The organism is Anaerovibrio sp. RM50 (assembly GCF_000622005.1).
In the GTDB taxonomy this organism is placed as follows: Bacteria; Bacillota; Negativicutes; order Selenomonadales; family Selenomonadaceae; genus Anaerovibrio.
On the sequence record NZ_JHWV01000015.1, the window covers coordinates 45190 to 63023 of the forward strand.

21 protein-coding genes and 2 rRNA genes are annotated in these 17834 nt (G+C 44.2%); 6 read left to right on the forward strand and 17 right to left on the reverse strand.

The window, feature by feature from the left end:
- Nucleotides 1-18 precede the first annotated feature (18 nt).
- The 6 genes from T525_RS16055 to T525_RS0108835 form a co-directional block, all read right to left on the reverse strand.
- A complete protein-coding gene (locus T525_RS16055; protein ID WP_084277021.1) occupies nucleotides 19-435 on the reverse strand; it encodes a TM2 domain-containing protein in 417 nt (138 codons plus the stop codon).
- 90 nt (nucleotides 436-525) lie between these two features.
- Entirely contained in the window at nucleotides 526-1197 is a 672-nt protein-coding gene (locus T525_RS14860; protein ID WP_051533519.1) for a TrkA family potassium uptake protein, read from the reverse strand.
- Nucleotides 1198-1207: 10 nt separating this feature from the next.
- Nucleotides 1208-2575, reverse strand: coding sequence for a TrkH family potassium uptake protein (locus T525_RS0108820; protein WP_198022670.1), 1368 nt, complete (start codon nucleotides 2573-2575; stop codon nucleotides 1208-1210).
- 80 nt (nucleotides 2576-2655) lie between these two features.
- Entirely contained in the window at nucleotides 2656-2985 is a 330-nt protein-coding gene (locus T525_RS0108825; RefSeq protein ID WP_027406899.1) for an AzlD domain-containing protein, read from the reverse strand.
- Nucleotides 2982-3677 (reverse strand): AzlC family ABC transporter permease, encoded by a 696-nt coding sequence (locus T525_RS14865; protein ID WP_051533520.1) that lies wholly within the window; start codon nucleotides 3675-3677, stop codon nucleotides 2982-2984. The genes T525_RS0108825 and T525_RS14865 overlap by 4 nt, the downstream gene beginning before the upstream one ends.
- Before the next feature lie 89 nt (nucleotides 3678-3766).
- On the reverse strand, nucleotides 3767-5002 hold the full coding sequence (locus tag T525_RS0108835) for an aminopeptidase (RefSeq protein WP_027406900.1): 1236 nt from the start codon (nucleotides 5000-5002) through the stop codon (nucleotides 3767-3769).
- A 142-nt stretch (nucleotides 5003-5144) separates the two neighbouring features.
- Between T525_RS0108835 and T525_RS0108840 the strand changes: the two genes are divergently transcribed.
- A complete protein-coding gene (locus T525_RS0108840) occupies nucleotides 5145-6164 on the forward strand; it encodes an AI-2E family transporter (protein ID WP_037325547.1) in 1020 nt (339 codons plus the stop codon).
- Nucleotides 6165-6249: 85 nt separating this feature from the next.
- Here T525_RS0108840 and T525_RS0108845 read toward each other — a convergent pair whose 3' ends face one another.
- The gene (locus T525_RS0108845) at nucleotides 6250-7524 is read right to left on the reverse strand and encodes a hybrid sensor histidine kinase/response regulator (RefSeq protein WP_027406902.1); all 1275 of its coding nucleotides are present in this window, start codon (nucleotides 7522-7524) and stop codon (nucleotides 6250-6252) included.
- A 198-nt stretch (nucleotides 7525-7722) separates the two neighbouring features.
- On the opposite strand from T525_RS0108845, the gene T525_RS0108850 reads away from it, so the two are divergent.
- Nucleotides 7723-8079 carry a cupin domain-containing protein gene (locus T525_RS0108850; RefSeq protein WP_027406903.1) on the forward strand — a complete coding sequence of 119 codons (357 nt, stop codon included), beginning with the start codon at nucleotides 7723-7725 and terminating at the stop codon, nucleotides 8077-8079.
- Between the two features lie 72 nt (nucleotides 8080-8151).
- Nucleotides 8152-8586 (forward strand): Rrf2 family transcriptional regulator, encoded by a 435-nt coding sequence (locus T525_RS0108855; protein ID WP_027406904.1) that lies wholly within the window; start codon nucleotides 8152-8154, stop codon nucleotides 8584-8586.
- 275 nt (nucleotides 8587-8861) lie between these two features.
- On the opposite strand, the gene T525_RS0108860 is transcribed toward T525_RS0108855, so the two are convergent.
- The 4 genes from T525_RS0108860 to T525_RS0108875 form a co-directional block, all read right to left on the reverse strand.
- A complete protein-coding gene (locus T525_RS0108860; RefSeq protein WP_027406905.1) occupies nucleotides 8862-9986 on the reverse strand; it encodes an MBL fold metallo-hydrolase in 1125 nt (374 codons plus the stop codon).
- 17 nt (nucleotides 9987-10003) lie between these two features.
- Entirely contained in the window at nucleotides 10004-11029 is a 1026-nt protein-coding gene (locus tag T525_RS0108865; protein ID WP_037325566.1) for a DUF362 domain-containing protein, read from the reverse strand.
- 239 nt (nucleotides 11030-11268) lie between these two features.
- Nucleotides 11269-11787: a flavodoxin gene (locus T525_RS0108870; RefSeq protein WP_027406907.1), complete on the reverse strand. Its 519-nt coding sequence runs from the start codon at nucleotides 11785-11787 to the stop codon at nucleotides 11269-11271.
- 15 nt (nucleotides 11788-11802) lie between these two features.
- Nucleotides 11803-12231: a nuclear transport factor 2 family protein gene (locus T525_RS0108875; protein ID WP_027406908.1), complete on the reverse strand. Its 429-nt coding sequence runs from the start codon at nucleotides 12229-12231 to the stop codon at nucleotides 11803-11805.
- Nucleotides 12232-12406: 175 nt separating this feature from the next.
- Between T525_RS0108875 and T525_RS0108880 the strand changes: the two genes are divergently transcribed.
- Nucleotides 12407-13294, forward strand: coding sequence for a LysR family transcriptional regulator (locus T525_RS0108880; RefSeq protein WP_027406909.1), 888 nt, complete (start codon nucleotides 12407-12409; stop codon nucleotides 13292-13294).
- Between the two features lie 70 nt (nucleotides 13295-13364).
- On the opposite strand, the gene T525_RS0108885 is transcribed toward T525_RS0108880, so the two are convergent.
- From T525_RS0108885 to T525_RS0108905, 4 genes are all read right to left on the reverse strand, one after another.
- Entirely contained in the window at nucleotides 13365-13781 is a 417-nt protein-coding gene (locus tag T525_RS0108885) for an ester cyclase (protein ID WP_027406910.1), read from the reverse strand.
- Between the two features lie 21 nt (nucleotides 13782-13802).
- Complete coding sequence (locus T525_RS0108890; RefSeq protein ID WP_027406911.1) at nucleotides 13803-14072, reverse strand: alpha/beta fold hydrolase; 270 nt, start codon at nucleotides 14070-14072, stop codon at nucleotides 13803-13805.
- Between the two features lie 438 nt (nucleotides 14073-14510).
- Entirely contained in the window at nucleotides 14511-15023 is a 513-nt protein-coding gene (locus tag T525_RS0108900; protein ID WP_027406912.1) for a flavodoxin family protein, read from the reverse strand.
- A gap of 65 nt (nucleotides 15024-15088) precedes the next feature.
- Nucleotides 15089-15292, reverse strand: a complete 204-nt coding sequence (locus tag T525_RS0108905) for a hypothetical protein (RefSeq protein WP_027406913.1) — start codon at nucleotides 15290-15292, stop codon at nucleotides 15089-15091.
- A 251-nt stretch (nucleotides 15293-15543) separates the two neighbouring features.
- Between T525_RS0108905 and T525_RS14870 the strand changes: the two genes are divergently transcribed.
- Both T525_RS14870 and T525_RS0108915 read left to right on the forward strand, forming a co-directional pair.
- Entirely contained in the window at nucleotides 15544-16125 is a 582-nt protein-coding gene (locus T525_RS14870; protein WP_051533521.1) for a DUF2284 domain-containing protein, read from the forward strand.
- Between the two features lie 311 nt (nucleotides 16126-16436).
- On the forward strand, nucleotides 16437-17324 hold the full coding sequence (locus tag T525_RS0108915) for a LysR family transcriptional regulator (RefSeq protein ID WP_027406914.1): 888 nt from the start codon (nucleotides 16437-16439) through the stop codon (nucleotides 17322-17324).
- Between the two features lie 46 nt (nucleotides 17325-17370).
- Here T525_RS0108915 and rrf read toward each other — a convergent pair.
- Nucleotides 17371-17487: ribosomal RNA gene (gene rrf, locus T525_RS0108920) — 5S ribosomal RNA — on the reverse strand.
- A 62-nt stretch (nucleotides 17488-17549) separates the two neighbouring features.
- A 23S ribosomal RNA gene (locus tag T525_RS0108925) occupies nucleotides 17550-17834 on the reverse strand; the annotation flags it as partial.

The window sequence follows — 17834 nt, forward strand, 5'->3', positions numbered from 1 at the left end:
AAAAATAAGGTTTTGCTCTTAGGCGTAGATATTGCCCTGGCCGTCGTCCTTGGTGGTAAAGCCAATAATGCCCTCTACCAATGCCAAAATAGCTGGGATACCGGTCCAGCAGAGCAAAATATAAATTATGCCCCACATGGTTTTGCCAGTATAGAATTTGTGAATGCCGAAGCCACCCACGAAAATTGCCAACAGACCATAAGCGATCTTGTTAACCAGCTTTTTCTCATCGCCCAGGCCCCATGCAGTGCCTGCCATACCGCCACCCTGGAACTGATCGCCGTACTGGCCCTGCTGGAACGGGTTATTCTGCTGATACTCATTAGTAGCGTTTACTTCGGTTGACAGATCATCCTGAACACTGGCACCACAATTTGGGCAAAAAGCAGTGTTATCTTCAACGGACTGACCACAATTTTTACAGAACTTAGACATACATTACCTCCACATAATAAAAATAAATGAATATATGATTACTTATATGCATTATACCATAAATCAAGAATTTTTCAGTAAAAGTTTTCCTTACTCCCCTGACAAAACCACCTGTCTGAATTTTGCCATTACCTCTTTGGAGCCTATGGCAAAAATCTTGTCTCCCTCACAGAATTTATAGGTTGGTGGCGGCGTAATCAGGGTTTTCCCCTCATGGATAATGGCGATAATATTTAGCCCAAACTTGGCTCGGAGATTGGCTTGTACCAAATCCTTTCCCCACATCTCCTCCGGCACATTGAAATTAATAATTTTAATATCCCCGTCTATTTCAATGTAATCCTGCACATTAGGCGCCACCATGTGAATTGCCAGGCGCTGGGCCATTTCCCGCTCGGAAAATACAATTTTAGTGGCTCCCATTTTTTTCGCCATTTCCGCATGGCGTTCATCAATGGCCTTTACCACTATATCCGGAATATTCCGCTCCTTGCATAGCATAGTGGCCATAAGGCTGGCCTCCAGATTTTTGGTGGCAATAATAACAGTATCAAAGCTCTCCATTCCCGCCTGATCAAAGGCTCTGGAATCACGTATATCAAAGCTCACAATTCTTGAGACCTGATCCGCCAATTTGCTCACCAGATTTACATCCACGTCCACACACAAAACTTCATAGCCCATTTTTTCCAGGGTTTCGGCCAGACTGATGCCAAACCGGCCCATGCCCAAAATTGCGAATTGTTTTTTTGTGCTTACCATATTCTTTACCTCAACCTATCATAACATTGCCCTCTGGATATTTAATGAGGGACTCTTCCTGCTTGATAACAGCCATAATAAATGTCAGAATGCCCACTCTGCCCATGAGCATGGTAAGGGACAGCAGCAGCTTGCCCCACATATCCCAGTCGTTGGTGATACCAATTCCCATGCCCACAGTACCAAAGGCCGATACGGTTTCAAATATTACCGCGCCCAGCTCATGAACCTCACCGTCAATAACTGACAGCAATATTCCCGCTGACACCACCCAAATAGTAGCTATGGTAAAAATTGCATAGGCCTGCACCTGGAGGCTTTTGCTTATTTCACGTCCAAAAATCACATTTTCCCGCTTTCCCCTGACCACGGACCACATGGACAGCATAACTATAAAAAATGTTGTGCTCTTAATTCCTCCGCCAGTAGACAATGGGGAAGCGCCGATAAACATAAGAATAATCATAACCAGCTTGGTAATCTGGGTTGCTGCCCCCAGATCAAAGGTGTTGAATCCCGCAGTTCGGCAGGATATGGAGGTGAAAAAGGACTGGGCCAGCTGCACAGAAAGAGGCAGATCCCCCAATGTCTTAGGATTTTGACTGTCCACCAAAAATATCAAAAGGCCCCCCAGCACAATAAGAAACGCCGTACTGGCAAGAACCATCTGGGTGTGAAGGGTAAATTTCCGCCAGCGACGGTTCTGCAACACATCATACATCACCGTAAAGCCGATACCCCCCAGAACTATCAGGGACCCCAGACAGCCCATCAAAAAGAAATCGTCCCCCCGCCTGGTCAGACTGTCATAATTGCCGAATAAATCAAAGCCCGCGTTACAGAAGGCGGAAACAGAATGGAAAATCCCATAGCCGATACATTCCCAGCCATATTCGGGATAAAAATGCCAGGATAACAGCACCGCAAAGATGCCCTCCACTATAAAGGTGTATTTAATCATGCGGCGTATCAATGGAAACATGCCCTCTCTGGAGCTCTGGTTAAGGGACTCCTGCAGCACCTGGGTTTCCGACTGGCGAAAGCGGTAGCCCATGCTGTGAACCACCAAAGTTCCCAGAGTCATTATTCCCAGGCCCCCCACCTGTATAAGAAGAAGCATCACTATCTTGCCGAAGAGGGTCAGATCATTCTTCAGATCCGTCACCGTTAGCCCCGTCACGCAGGAGGCAGAAGTGGACACAAAAAGGGCATCCACAGGGTGAAGCCCCATATTATTGGTGGTACTGATGGGCAAGGTCAAAAGTAAAGTGCCAAGGCCTATCATCAGCACAAAGCTCAGACAAATTATCTGATTGGGCTTCATGCGGAAGCTGTTTTGAATATTTATGGCATCCTGCCTTCTAAATTTCGGTCCCAAATGCATTTTATCTCTTCACAACCTTTTCCCCGGATTTTGGTTGATATATTGCTTAAATTTTTAATCACATTTAATTATTTTTATAACATATACTGATTCAAAAGCCAATATGCTGCAAGGCCCACGATAATACTGTACGCAAGATTTTTTGTCTTTGCGGCCACAATTAGCACAGGAATGGCGGCCAAAAATTCCACATTGGTCCAGCTGAATCTAAAGCCGCTGCTGGCGTCACCAAAAATCGACACGAAAATCAGGGCACCAAATACCGCCGTGGGCACGTATTTCAGCCAGAGGGACAGGAAGGTTGGCAATGGGCGTCTCCCCAAAACTGCCAATGGCAATATGCGGGAAATATAAGAAGAACAAAACAGCCCGAAAATGCAGATCAAGATATCCGTATAGCTCATTTCTTCTCTACCCCCTCACCATTATCTATTACTGCCCCCACAATGGCCGCCACAACGGTGGCCACCACCACGTTGAGCATATTGTCCAGCCACAATGAAAGCAACAGGGCCAGTCCACCGCCCAGCACACCGATACCAACCAGCTTGGCGGATTTAAAGTGGAATGACCAGAGGCCAATAAACATAGCAATAAGGGCATAGCTTACGAGCCCCGTATCAATATAAATGGCGCTGCCCAGCAGCACCCCCGCCACTGTGGCCAGCATCCAGCTCATGTGGGCCAGAAAGTTAAGGCCCGCCGCCTTTTTCGGATTCCAGTCACTGCCATGCTTCTGGAATTCGATACTGTTCACAGCGAAGGTCTCGTCCACGATTTCCTGGGCGTAAAACATACGATAGAGCAGGGATTCCTTGGAAATATACTGATTTAAAATAAGTCCGTACAGCATGTGCCGCAGATTTACAATACCTACAGTAATAACAATGGGAATAATGGCCGTGCCCGCACCGATCATGGCAAGGGCAATAAACTGACCGCTGCCGGCAAAGAGGAAAATGGACATCATGGCCATCAAAAAGGCATCCATTCCCACCTTTTCCCCCAAAATACCGCAGGCCACTCCCAGGGGTATATAGCCAAAGCAAATGGGCCATACCGCCTTGAAAACCTGTTTATTAAAATATGCACCCATAAATAGATTTTCCTCCCCACATCAATATATAAACATTTAAATAACATTAGATTAATGCTATTAAACCTGATCATCAGTATCACATAATATCAAAAATCGACAAAATTGCCCTTGGTGAAAATCTTCACTGTGCTACCGTCAGCCCTGGTGCCCACAATTTCCATGTCCTCAGTGCCAATCATAAAGTCTTCGTGCACCAGAGAATCATTCACCCCGTGCTGAAGGAGCTCCACCGTATCCATCTTCTCCCCGCCCTCAAGACAGGTTGGATATGCCTTGCCGAAGGCCAGATGGCAGGCGGCATTTTCATCGAAAAGGGTATTGTAGAAAAGGATTCCGCTGTTGGATATTGGGGAATCATAAGGCACCAGAGCCACCTCTCCCAGATACTTTGCCCCCTCATCGGTGTCCAGAAGCTGCTTTAAAACCTCCTGACCCTTGGTGGCACTATATTCCACCACTTTTCCGTCCTTGAATACCAAGCGTATGCCATCTATAACATTTCCCTGATAAATAAGTGGCTTGGAGGCGTAAACCACACCATCTACACCATTTCTGTCCGGCAGGGAATAAACCTCCTCAGTAGGCATATTGGCCACAAATTCCACCTTGTCCGCAGCTATTTCCGCACCGCCGGCCCAAATATGGCCCTTTGGCAGCTTGACTGTAAGGTCTGTGCCCAAACCGCTGGTATAGTGGAGAGACACCAGCTTTTCCCCATTAAGGAAATCCGTTGCCTTCTTCATAAAAGCAGTATGCTTGCTCCAGACCTCAATAGGGTCATTTTTTTCGTCAATACGAACAGCAGAGAAAATCGCCTGCCACAGCTTGGCCACAGCCTCATCCTCATTTTCAGCCTCCTTAAATACCTTGGAAGCCCAGGCAGGAGTAGGAATAGAGACCACACACCAACGAAGCTCATTATTCATAAGAGCCCCTCTATATTCCAGCAGGGCCTGTCCTGCCGCCATCTGGGCACGGCGCAGCTTATCCTGCTCCACTCCCTTAAAAATAGAAGGATCAGAGGCATGTATGGAAATAATAGCTGCTCCCTTTTCCTTGAAGCTCATGAACATATCGTAACGATACTGAGGGAACTCATCAAAAATTTCATTGGCAGCACCATCAAAACGGATGCGTGAAAATTTCTCATCGCTCCAGTTAATCTTCACATCGGAGCATCCGGCCTCAAAGCCTTCCTTAGCCACACGACGGGCAAAATCAGCACATTCAATTGGAGAATTGATTACCAACAGCTGTCCCTTTTGCAGGTTTACACCAGTTTTAACCACCAATTTTGCATATTTATTTAAAAGTTTATCCATAAAACTACTCCTTGTAATTAGTATTTAAACATTATAGACTATATTATACCTTAAATTTATTCCTTGCAACATAAAGAAAAATTTGAACATTTGCGGTATAATTATTAAAAGAGCACATTTTTTTATAAAAGGAGGGCACTTTATGATTACTGCCCGTCAGACATCCATAGTCCTGGCCGTGGCCTTTGTGGCTCTGGCATCAGGCTTTTGGTTCTTCCCATCCTTCGCATTCATATTTTTCATTTCCCTTTTGATACAGCTGCTGCTGGTAGGAATGGTAAACAAATTATCAAAAAAAATCCCACGGTCTGTAGCCGCGGGCCTTATATTATTCTTATTTTTGCTGATGCTCTTTGGGCTGGCCACAATAGTATCCGTGGACTTCGTACCAACCTTTTCCAGCTTTATTATGGATTTGCCAAGGCTGGCCGCCAAGATTCAAAATATGCAATTAGTCCAGAATATGCCATCAATTAACAACGGCCTGGACAATATGTGGGGGGATATAGCCTCCATGGGCTCCAATCTTTTGAGGGAATCCCTTAGAATTATAGTATCCACTTTCAACAAGATTATCGATTTTGTTATCATAATTTTTGTTACCTTCTATCTCCTTAAAGACGGCAGGGCTATTCTTCATTTTATATCCAACCTTTTCCCACGAAGAGACAAGGTAAGAGTTTTTCATCTCTTTACTGCTGTGCTGCACTCCTTGCAGATTTACATCCGAAGCCAGCTTCTCATGTGCTGCATAACCGGTGTTATCGTATACTCCTACTTCTCCATTATGGACAACAAATACGCTTCAGTTTTCGCTGTTATCAGTGGAATCTGTGAGTTTGTTCCCGTTCTGGGTCCTACAGTGGCCTCCCTATTTGGAGTAATGCTTACAGCCACCGACACGCCATATCTGATTATTCAGACAGCCTGCTTCTATCTTATAATGACTCAGATTAACCACAATCTTATTTATCCTAATGTTGTTGGCAAAGCTCTGGACATACACCCTATTACCACCATTTTGGGTGTTGTGCTGGGTGGCGAAATTCTAGGTACTGCAGGAATGTTTTTAGCCGTTCCATGTATAGTAGTAGTAAAGCACATAATTCTTGATATATATCGAAGTGAACAGGAATTAAAGGACTCAACGAAAATAAAATAAGGAAAAATAAAGGATGAAGGTCTGCTGATTTAATAAATTAGTAAATTAGCAGGCTTTCATCCTTTTTTATTTACCTTTGCAGCTTCTATTTTATGAGCTCCTTTAGCCGCTCCCAGTCAGGCACCTGAGCAGCCTCCTGTAACAACTGAAGCTTTTGACGGTCCTTCTCCTCCAGTTTATAGCCTGCCAACTCACCTAATAAATACATCAAATTATCATAATCAAAGGTTTGGATAATATCCCCGATGGTTTCCCAAGCCTCCTTTAGCTCCGCATCAGATATTGCCGCCTTATTTTCTTCGTCTGGCTCAGATTTTTCTGTTAATGGAGCCAGTGCCTTGGCATAGTCCTGACAAAGAGCTAATAATACTGGTGTATCAGCAGTAAGCTCATCCAAATAACCGTTGTTACCGGCATCCTCCAGTCTTCTGGCCCGTTCAGACAGCTCATTTAATCCAGCTACTCTGGCGGTGCTTTTTAGCGCATGAACCTTGGTTGTGTAATTATCACACTCGCAGTTGGCAAAGAACCGCTGACGCCGATAGGCTTCCTCATAAGTGCCCATAGCCGACCAATTAAGCACCTTTTGCTTTACCTTAAAGGAGAAGCAGGAGCCCTCACCATAGGTACTGGTTACCTCCAGATGACTCCCCATCATGGAAAGCAGCTTTTGGGTAATGTTCATGCCCAAACCCGTACCTTCCACTGTGCGATTACGTTCTTCTTCGATGCGTTCAAAGGCCCTAAACAGCTTATGAATATCCTCATCCTTTATACCTATTCCCGTATCGGTAACTGCCACCTTGACAATAATTTCATCATCTGACAGCTTCTCCCAATCTACACTTAGGGTTACGCTTCCCTGGTCAGTGTATTTCACAGCGTTAGTAAGAATATTGGTAATTATCTGACGCAAGCGCAGTTCATCGCCATAGAGCATACTTGGCAAATCCTTTACTGCCTTGACAATCAACTGTATTCCCTTGTTTTTCGCCCGATTAGAAATCATATTTACCAGATCATTTAATATGGAGCTGGTGGCATACTCGGCTGGAATAAGCTCCAGCTTGCCGGCCTCGATTTTGGAAAAATCAAGAATATCATTGATAAGCCCCAGCAGGGTATTGCCAGCTGTGCGGATATTTTCCGCATAATTTCTTATGGTGTCATCAGTACATTCCCGAAGTATCATTTCATCCATACCCAATATGGCATTTATTGGTGTACGGATTTCATGGCTCATGTTGGAGAGAAAATCGCTTTTTGCCCTATTGGCGGCCTTGGCTCGTTCGGCCATATCCTTCAAATCCTTGTTGGATTGGGTCAGCTCCTGTGTCATTGCATCAAGAAAGGTGGCCATTCGGGCCGCCAGTGGAATGACATTGTGTTGTTCCTTATACTGAATTAATGGGTGACATACGCAATGGTCAGAAGGTTCTCCTTCCCTAAAATTTTTTTAATTTTCGTTGTAACTATTGACATTACATCAATACAGTGTTATCATGTCATTGTAATCAAGTTAGTTACAACATTAAAAGAATTTTAGGAGGAAACCAAAATGAAAAATTTCAACAAAATTAATGCAACAAATGATGCAAGAACTGAATTACACGACACTTTACAGCTTACCGGTGCTGAAATCAGCGTAAATAACCTTCCAGCCGGGGCCAGCGTTCCTTTTGTTCACTATCACAAAAAGAATGAAGAAATCTACTTTATCACCAACGGCAAGGGTAAGGCCGTAATAGACGGTGAAGCTGTTGAACTGACAGCCGGTGACTGGCTTCGTATCTCCCCTGCTGCCCGCCGTCAGTTTTTTGCGGCTGCTGATGAAGGTATCAGCTATGTTTGCATTCAGGTTAGGGAGAATTCCTTGGAGGAATATACCGCTGATGATGCTGCTATTGAAAAATAAGCTCAATTGACAATAAAGACTCATTGTAATAACATGATTTACAATGAGTCTTTTGTTTTAAGGAGAATTATTATGCAGTTTTCATTTCGCATGCCAGTGGCAGTACAAATATTGTTGTGTATCGCCAAATTTGATGGTGTCTTTAAAACCACCTCCACCTTTCTGGCTTCCAGCGTAAATATTAATCCGGTTATTATCCGCAAAACCCTTGGCCAACTAAAGGCTGCCGGACTAGTTGAAGTTGCTGCTGGTGTAGGCGGGGCAAAGCTTGTAAAAGAACCCCGTGAAATTACACTACAGGAAATATTTAATGCAGTGGAAGAAGATGAAGACTTATTTCATATTCAGGAGAATCCTAATCCCAAATGCCCTGTAGGAAGAAATATACAGCAGGTGCTGGGCAATAAATTATCCGTAGTGAAAAACCACATGCTGGATGATTTTGCCAAGATTACATTGGCTGATTTACTGAACGATATAAATACTGCTGAAGAAAGCAGACAGTAGAATTTATCCGGATGCGCTTTTTCAATTCAAAAAAAGATAAGTACAGTTTCCTCATGGAATACCGTCCATCGAAGGTTATTGTAGCACAAGACGTCCCCATACTGCAACGAACAACGGCACAATAAAAAGGACTGCCGAAGCAGCCCTTTCAATACATCGCAAGGTGTGTCGGAAAACAAAATAAATCAGATCCCCAATTATGCCTTCATCCAGCAATAATTCAAACACCTCAGCACATTCCAGGTACACATCATGCGATCTACCTTGAACAGTTGTTATTTCATATGTTCCCACCATTGCCCGAATTGCTGTGGTGGTTCATCACCTATATAGAGGACCTCACCAATCATAGGAGTAAGCAGCTTATAGTTCTGCCCTTGGCTGTAGCGGCTTAATTCTCTATATGGCTCCTGCCACGGATGGCGGGCCAAAGCAAACTTTCCGCCATGAGCAGGCAGCAATGCTTTTGCTCCCACATCCACCGCCGCTTTAACGGTTTCCTCCGGCAGCATGTGAATAGCGTGCCAAGCCATATTATACTGGCCATTTTCGCCAAGCATCAGATCAAATCCACCGAACTGGTCACCAATGGCCTTAAAATGAGCCCCATAGCCCCCATCACCACTGTAATAAACCTTGTGAGTCGACGTTACAAAGGCAAAGCCACACCACAGGGTAGGATTTGGCGTAAGAAACCGCCCCGAAAAGTGCTGTGATGGTAACACATGAACAGAAAAGCCCTCTGCTAGTTTAATTTCCGCCTCCCAGTCTTCTTCATGGAGAATTTGCGAATCAAAGCCCCACTGTTCGAAATATTCGCCTACACCAAGGGGACAAACGATATTCTTTATCTTGCTTTTCAAAGACATTAGTGTGGGATAATCCAGATGGTCCCAATGGTCATGGGAAATGGCCAACACATCAATATCCGGAATATCATCGGCATTATAGACATTACTGCCAGTAAAGGCTTTATTTATAAAAAATACTGGTGAAGCATAGGGGCTGAACACCGGGTCTATTAAAATTCGCCGCCCACCTAATTGCATATAAAATGTGGAATGACCCATCCACACCACCAAATCCTGATTTATGTCCAGAGCTTTTAAATCTGTTTTATGGGACACCATAGGCTCCCGAGGTGACAGAGCTGACTTGTCCCCAAAGAGAAACTTGGCGGTGGCCACAAACCGATTTTCCCCACTATCCTCATTCATCACCTGTACTGGCACCAGATTTTGGAACTGACCATTGACATAGTGAGGTGAAGCCTGAATGCGGGCCAATCGCTCCCCCTGTGGAAGTCGTCCAAATTCCGGCCGATGAACAAAGCTAAATCCCCCAAGAGAAAGCATTCCTACCGTCGCCAGTCCGCCAATAATAAAGTTTCGTCTATTCATGCGCGTTCACCATATACTTACTCTACCTCAATTAATTCATACTGGTCATTGCCCATCCCCAGCTCCTTCATAGCTGATAACTGTCGTAAGCCTTCCCGGCTTTCAATGCGTTCGATGAGGTCATTTTTACGGGAATCCTTAAAATTATATACCAGGTCAATGGATGCCTGATCAATGGCCAAAATATCCGTTGAAGCCAATATGCCAATATCTGGGATAACAGGCTCCGCCGCACTGGTCCCAGCGCAATCACAATCCACAGACATACGCCTCATCACATTTAGGAAAGTGATATTTTTGCCAAAATGGTCACAAATAGCCTTGCCGCTGTCCGCCATAAGCTCCATAAACAGGCCGCCCATTACCCATTTCCCGTAATCCTGCACACCATGAACCTGCAGCTTGCCCTTTTTGCCTGAAGCACAACCAATGGCTATATTTTTCAATGATCCGCCAAAGCCGCCCATGGCATGGCCTTTGAAATGTGTAAGCACCACCAGTGAATCATAATTTGCCAAATGGCCTCCCACAGCCACCTCTTTTAGATGCAAGCCGTCCTTTACCGGGAAATTCACATCCCCGTCTTCATCGATAATATCCACCGGGCAGAAGGTCCAGCCATTGGTCTGCAAGGTTTCCCGATGCTGCGGGGTGGTAGAACGTGGCCCCCCATAGGCCACATTTGCTTCAATAATGGTACTGTTTGGTATCTGACTCTGGAAGGCTTGTACCATATCCCGTGGCAAAATATTGGGTCCATGGGGCTCACCAGTATGGAGCTTGAGTGCTATTTTACCACTTATTTCACTATTAACCTTCTCGTACAGCTTCTGAAGGTGCTCTGCATCTATATGCTTAGTAAAATATACCTTTGCCTTATCTGACGCCTGTACAGATGCTTTATTGGCATTTGTTGCAGAAGCTGCGGAAGATTTACTATCCGCTGCCTTTGCACCGCACCCGCTTACAAATCCCGATAACCCGGTAAGACTAACTCCGGCAATGGCCGCACCAGCCATCTTCACAAAATTACGTCGTGACATATTAGACACAGCATTATCCCTCCTAAGCTCTGAATTCTATACTTCTTCCTATGCAAAAGAATATCATAAATTTAAAATTTGTTAAACATGCTCATACGCCGGTTTCCAGGCAGCAAACTGAATCAACTGTTCATCGGTTCTATGATAATAACGTGTATTCTTGTCCAGTTCCTGCTGAGCGACCTCAGTACATTCCTTATAATTTTCCAGATAAGAAAATTGATAATATTTTTTTCATTTTACTTCAAATTCCTTTCTGCCCAGGCCACTACCTGCGCCTCGGAGCTTCCAGCAGAGCCGCCATGAATAGCTAAGCCTTCACCGACCACGGCTCCCTGACAATACTTCTTTAAGGCCGCAGGAGCCCCGGCAATGCCGCTGCCCTCATGTGTCATCACAGGAAATACCTTTTTACCGCTGAAATCCAGCGCTTCAAGCAGGGTAAATACCGCCACAGGATAAGTTCCCCACCAGCACGGACCGGCCACAACAATATTGTCGTATTCCGCCACCGAGTCCAACATTTTCACCAATTCCGGGCGGTCATTGTTACGCAGCTCCTCTTTTGCCTCAACCGTACACTGCGTGTAGTCAAGCGCATAGGACTTTTTCGTTTCTACCTCGAATAAATCCGCGCCTACCGCCTTTTGGATAAACTCTGCCACAATTTCGGTATTGCCTTTGGGCAAATCCACAATACTGCCGCTTACATAATTCTGTCCCTTGCGGGAATAATAGATTACCAATGTCTTTGCCATAACAAACGCCCCCCATTACACATTCTGCTTCTTCGTGATAACAAAATGCTGTTCACGCTCTTTGATAAGCCACTTGCCATCCTGTTTCACCAGCTTATCAGTATAGCGGATGTAGTTGTCCGACACCACATCATGGCCGTTTTCCTCCATCACCAGAGCGGCTCGGCAATAATGAACATCTGTAGCCGTATCACCCTCCACTTCAATAACCTGCTGGCCGTTTTGATGGTGTGAGGCCTTAATGCCCCCGGTAAAGGCGCTGAACTGTTTTTCCAGTGTATCCCGCCCATGAATATCCATGGTGAGCTTATCACCCATATAGACCATAACATGAACGTCCTCGGTAAAATACACCATCTGGGCTGGCACATTGCACTCCAGATTGGCAAAACCATCAATAACCTCACGAATCGCTTCTTTTGCTTCTAAAATCTCCAATGACATTTTATATTCCCCTTTCATCACATCTGTATTTACTTTTGTTGATTTTATTATAGCCGCCTCTTATCGGAATATCTAATTGTAAGTTTAGATTATTGATTTAATTTTTTTATTAAAATTATTGTTTTTTACCACGCCAACCGCTATACTGCAAATAGAAACAAAGGAGGCCTCACCTATGAACACCAAACAGATAGAATATATATTGGAACTGGCGCAGGTGCTGAATTTCAACCGTGCAGCCGAAAACCTCTTTATTTCCCAGCCCACACTCACTTATCAAATAAAGCTGGCAGAAAAGGAAATTGGCTTTGATATCTTTGAACGATCTGGAAAAGGAGCTGCTCTCACCCCTGCGGGGGCCCAATTCGTGGGAACACTGCGCTCTATATACAATCAACTGACTGCCGCCATTGAACAGGGACAAAATTTTAGTGCCAAATACAAGGAAAGTATTAGCATAACCTTGCCCATACGCTCCGCCATCTATTTTCTTCCCCAAGTCATCTCCCAATTCAGCCGCAGCTATCCTGAGGTCTCAATAGTTGCCAACTTTGACTGGAAGGACGGTCAAAACGCTTTTCTAAAGGGAGAGCATGACGTAACCTTTGCCATGGAATACACCATGAAACGGGTACCAGACGTTATTTGCCACCATCTGTTTAATAGCAAAATATATCTTATTACAGAGAAAAATGATCCATTAACAAAAAAGTCGCTGGTTTTACCCAGCGACTTAAAAGGTCGTACCCTTATGGTAGGCGGTGGCTCGCCGCCTGTGTTACGTGCTCTGCAGCAGCGTATGATTCAGGAAATTCATGTGGATGACTTCAACAGTCCCGACCATGATACCACCCTAACCAACGTAGCAGCTCATCGCGGTGTATGTCTGGCGCCTGGCTTTCTTAACGACCATAATGGTGAATTTGCCTGGCTGGATTTTGATAGCGAGGTAATCATTCCCTGCGGTGTTTATACCCATAAAAATGACCAACGAGAATCCCTTCGTGCCTTCATAAAGCTATTGCAGCACTTCTACCTCGACCAGCCGAATTTTAAGGTTTGAATTACGGCTTTCAGATATTTGGAGCTTGCAAAGTCTATGTTGCCATGCCAAGGAAGGATAACACAGAATCTCAAGCAGGCATTAGCCCTGTCTGCATAAGAATCCCAAAAATATCCGGACAGCCAGTATCCGAAACGAACTGGCTGTTTTTTATTTGGTAAAAGTTCATGCAACGAACCTTAAACTTTTTTCCAGTAGCCGCATGACCCATAAAATCACCGTCATGTGTTCCTGTACAAGTCCAGCACACGGCTATTTTCCCAGGCTCTGTCACACAGTCCTCCAAGTGCCATTGTACATCGGAAAATGCTGACCGCATCATGTGCACAATCGCCAAATAACCCTTTGGCCCCGTCAGTGGCTCTGGCTGGGTTGGTACATAAAATATGGCATCTGCAGCAATCAGCTTTTTTGCCAAAGCTTCATTCGCTGTATTAATCATCGTTTCAAACTCAATCAGTAATTGTTTTTCCTCGCTGTTATTCATGGTCAATAACTTCCTTTTCAATCATCGTATGTTATATGCTACTTTCTTACTCCCCGTCAGCATAGACCGGTCAGCCTGCAAAAAACCTTCCATAGCCGTCCAGGTTACGGGGAAATTATCGATAAAGGCAGAATGCCATGCTTTAGGGACAATGCAGAGGCTGGCATTCGGGATATACTGCTCGGCCTCCACCATCGTGACCATAGGGGCATGGTCATCTTCATCTCCCGCAATCAGCAATACCGGACACTGAATCTTTCTTCCATGGGAAGAATCCCCCCATGCTCCCATGGGTATCTACTACCAGCAGCAAGCAGCTATGGACAAGAATTCAGCCATTTACCAGTTCATCAGTACATCCAAGAAATGTATCACAGTAAGGAGCTCTCCATCTTAATCAGCTAGCAAGGTCTTGCCCAATTCATAAGCCGCCGCACATTGCTTAGGGAACATCTCCTGACAGCTTCCTACGCTCCTTTTAAGGCCTGGTGCAATAGCTCTGCCGTGTTACCATTACGCCGTGGACTACCATTAATGGCAATTACTTTTTTCATCATTCAAGCCCTCCTATTTTCATACACAAATACCTGGATATCCTTTTCGACACCAACTAAAAATTACCTGCTATGCTAAAAAATAGCCTGACAAAGTCACACACCTTGTCAGGCCACTATGGGAATTCGAATAACTTCAGTGAGACTCTATAGCTCCCACTGACTTACTATCATTTTACAAGCCCTTGGCAAAATCTCTGATTTCATTCAATTTTGCTTCGGATTTGTTTTCCTCACCTGCAGCGGTAAGAATACCAGCTACTTCAATCTTGGCATAGGCCATATAATCCTTAAACTGGGCAATAGAGCCATCGTGAGTGCCTGGAGAACCAGAGGAAAGCATAAGAACACATTTCTTTGCCTTTTGTGGCTTGCCGATGCAATATACGCGCTGGATGGCCGCCTGCATCTGAGCTGTCATGGTGAAATAATATACTGGGGAAGCGAAAACAATCACGTCTGCCTCTTTATAGGCTGGCAACAGCTTCTCAAAATCATCCTTCTGAACGCAATTACCCTCACCCTTGGTGTGGCAATACTCACATCCCAGACAGCCACCGATTTTCATCTTGCCTACATGGTATTCTTCTACCTGATGGCCTGCTGCCTCAGCCCCTTCACGAAATGCCTGTACCATTGCTGCTGTGTTCATTTTTCTTGGACTTCCGTTAAAAATTGCAATTTTCATTTTTCAAAAACCTCCTAAAAATAATACACCCTACTAACACACACTATTTTTAAAGCATTACCGCTTTAATCCACCGCCATATCCGGCTGCTCCAAAGGCATACCAGTATCCACCAGAATCACCTCATCACCAGTATCAATGAGGAAATTCTGTAAGGTGCTGCGATACTTCACATTCTTGTCGAGTTTGTCCTCGCCATCCTCCAAGCCCATGGCAAAGGGCTGTGTCATGAAGCCATTCTCATAAAGTTTTACTGCCTTAATTTCCATAGTTCTATTGCTCCTTTCACATAATCAACACACTAAGAGCCCTGTATTCCCGAAGCTATCCTAGCTGACTACCATAGATTTTAGGTCAAAAACATGACCTCAATGTGACCTTTTACGTCAATTTATTTTTGATAGTTTTCGTGACGTACTAATATTTATCCTGCATAAAAAAGCAATTTAATAAATCGCCATTTTTGAGTGATAGCGTTATAATAGTGGCAATGATGTGTGTAAGTAACAGGAGAATTACCATGATGTATTCAGTGGATTGCCATAAAAATTTTATTACTATCGAGGAGTTTAAAGGAAAATACCAGAACCGGGAAAAGTTTCTGGCATACTGTAAGGAATGCCCCAGATACAACAATACCTGGTCCTGCCCGCCTCTTGCCTTTGATGTCAACGAGTATTTAGATAAATATACCTATGTCTATGTGGTCTGTGCCAAAATAACCCTAACTGATCAAGTTATTCGTGAAACAGATACACCTGACAAGGTAAAGGATATGGGTTGGAAAATTCTATGTGAGGTAAAAGCTAATCTGGAGGAAAATCTCCGAGGCATGGAACGATTGGTTCCAGAAAGTATCTCCCTATCCTCTGGTGGCTGTAACAATTGTAGTATATGCACCCGAAAAGATGGTATTCCATGCAGACTGCCCGACAAAATGCGCTATTCCATGGATGCCTTTGGCTTCGACCTTACAGCTATCACCAAGGACCTGTTTGATATTGATATTCAATGGTGCAAGGATAGTCTGCCAAAATATTTTACCCTGATCCACGGTCTGCTGACTAAGAGTAAAGTAAAGGATGAGCTTTGGAATTTTTAACAAAAAAGCTGTATGAACTTCACGCTCATACAGTTTTTTCTTTTCCTAAAAATACATTATTTTAATTTATTATACTCAGCTGCATATTCTCACCAGCTGTTGTAGTTTGTTTTCCGCCACCTAAAGAGGAAGGGGATTCCACTGGGCCAGCCGCATAACAAAACAACAAAATGATTAAATAAGACTCACCCTGGAGGAGCTGTGATTTCGCAGCTCCTCTTTAATGTAATATAGCCAAATACACCAAAAAGGATTATTCCCCTACGCGTAGAATAATATTTCATATCAAATGAATTAAGGGAGAAATCATAATGGAATTTCGCATATTAAAATATTTCCTTACAGTGGCCAAAGAGGAAAGTTTTTCCCGGGCAGCGGAAAAACTTCACCTTTCCCAACCTACTCTTTCCAGACAAATAAAGGATTTAGAGGATGAATATGGTAAACAGCTTCTCATACGTGCCCCTCGACGCATCTCCCTTACAGAAGACGGAATACTACTTCGCCAACGTGCCGAAGAAATCCTATCTTTGGTAGAAAAAACCGAAGGAGAACTATTAAGCCATGACCGGACAATTGCAGGTGATATCCGTATAGGTGCGGGAGAATCAATTAATTTTTCCCTAATAATGCAGGTGGCAGAAGAACTTCACAGGACATATCCAAATATCCGTTTTCATATAGTTTCTGGTGATGGTGAAACAACCCGTAAACGTCTTGAATTAGGACTTATAGATTTTGGTTACATATACGGAAAACTTAGCTCCCAAAAATACAGTTATCTTAAACTGCCCGTTAAAGATCGTTGGGTATTAGTTGTGCGTAAAGATGATCCTTTGGCCAAAAAAGAATTCATCACTCCGGCTGACCTTTGGGATGCGCCTCTATTGCTATCACGACAGAGCATTACCCCCATCACCCACGGAGCAGAAGTACAGCAATGGATGCAAAAGCCATTAAAGGACTTGAACATCGTCGGTTCATATACTCTGTTTTATAACGCTTCTATAATGATTCAGGCAGGATTAGGATGTGCCATTTCCTTTGATGGCCTTATTAATACAACTGGAACTGATCTTTGTATAAGGCCATTGAAACCGGCCATCTATGCCAAGCCGATAATGGTCTGGAAAAAAAATCAAGTATTTTCCAAGGCCTCCCAACTTTTCCTACAAGCTCTGCAAGAAAAATTTTCATAATATAAAAGCCTCTGCATATCAATATAATGCAGAGGCTATAATTTTTAACCGGCAACTTCCTATCCTCCCAGGCCGTCTCCAGCCAAGTACTTTCGGCGTTTATGTGCTTAACTACTGTGTTCGGAATGGGAACAGGTGGGACCACATAGCCATCATCACCGGATATTCTATTGAAGGTCTGTACCTTCAAAACTATACAGAAACAAGAATCATCTTAGAGTGCTTTAAGTTAAGCCCTCGACTTATTAGTACTGGTCTGCTTCACATGTCACCACGCTTCCACTTCCAGCCTATCAACCTTATCGTCTATAAGGAGTCTTACCAGATTACTCTGTGAGAGATCTCATCTCAAGGCGGGTTTCACGCTTAGATGCTTTCAGCGTTTATCCCTTCCGAACGCAGCTACCCAGCTGTACAACTGGCGTCATAACTGGTACACCGTTGGTTCGTCCACTCCGGTCCTCTCGTACTAGGAGCAGCTCCCTTCAAATCTCTTACGCCCGCGATGGA

Coding starts and splice junctions, on each gene's coding strand:
- T525_RS0108870 (WP_027406907.1), bottom strand. CDS start 11,787: ATGGCAAAGACATTGGTAATCTATTATTCCCGCAAGGGACAGAATTAT.
- T525_RS0108890 (WP_027406911.1), bottom strand. CDS start 14,072: ATGGGAGCATGGGGGGATTCTTCCCATGGAAGAAAGATTCAGTGTCCG.
- T525_RS0108915 (WP_027406914.1), top strand. CDS start 16,437: ATGGAATTTCGCATATTAAAATATTTCCTTACAGTGGCCAAAGAGGAA.
- T525_RS0108900 (WP_027406912.1), bottom strand. CDS start 15,023: ATGAAAATTGCAATTTTTAACGGAAGTCCAAGAAAAATGAACACAGCA.
- T525_RS0108840 (WP_037325547.1), top strand. CDS start 5,145: ATGATTACTGCCCGTCAGACATCCATAGTCCTGGCCGTGGCCTTTGTG.
- T525_RS0108835 (WP_027406900.1), bottom strand. CDS start 5,002: ATGGATAAACTTTTAAATAAATATGCAAAATTGGTGGTTAAAACTGGT.
- T525_RS0108850 (WP_027406903.1), top strand. CDS start 7,723: ATGAAAAATTTCAACAAAATTAATGCAACAAATGATGCAAGAACTGAA.
- T525_RS0108885 (WP_027406910.1), bottom strand. CDS start 13,781: ATGAATAACAGCGAGGAAAAACAATTACTGATTGAGTTTGAAACGATG.
- T525_RS0108875 (WP_027406908.1), bottom strand. CDS start 12,231: ATGTCATTGGAGATTTTAGAAGCAAAAGAAGCGATTCGTGAGGTTATT.
- T525_RS0108845 (WP_027406902.1), bottom strand. CDS start 7,524: ATGGCCACCTTTCTTGATGCAATGACACAGGAGCTGACCCAATCCAAC.
- T525_RS14870 (WP_051533521.1), top strand. CDS start 15,544: ATGATGTATTCAGTGGATTGCCATAAAAATTTTATTACTATCGAGGAG.
- T525_RS0108855 (WP_027406904.1), top strand. CDS start 8,152: ATGCAGTTTTCATTTCGCATGCCAGTGGCAGTACAAATATTGTTGTGT.
- T525_RS14860 (WP_051533519.1), bottom strand. CDS start 1,197: ATGGTAAGCACAAAAAAACAATTCGCAATTTTGGGCATGGGCCGGTTT.
- T525_RS0108880 (WP_027406909.1), top strand. CDS start 12,407: ATGAACACCAAACAGATAGAATATATATTGGAACTGGCGCAGGTGCTG.
- T525_RS16055 (WP_084277021.1), bottom strand. CDS start 435: ATGTCTAAGTTCTGTAAAAATTGTGGTCAGTCCGTTGAAGATAACACT.
- T525_RS0108860 (WP_027406905.1), bottom strand. CDS start 9,986: ATGAATAGACGAAACTTTATTATTGGCGGACTGGCGACGGTAGGAATG.
- T525_RS0108865 (WP_037325566.1), bottom strand. CDS start 11,029: ATGTCACGACGTAATTTTGTGAAGATGGCTGGTGCGGCCATTGCCGGA.
- T525_RS14865 (WP_051533520.1), bottom strand. CDS start 3,677: ATGGGTGCATATTTTAATAAACAGGTTTTCAAGGCGGTATGGCCCATT.
- T525_RS0108825 (WP_027406899.1), bottom strand. CDS start 2,985: ATGAGCTATACGGATATCTTGATCTGCATTTTCGGGCTGTTTTGTTCT.
- T525_RS0108905 (WP_027406913.1), bottom strand. CDS start 15,292: ATGGAAATTAAGGCAGTAAAACTTTATGAGAATGGCTTCATGACACAG.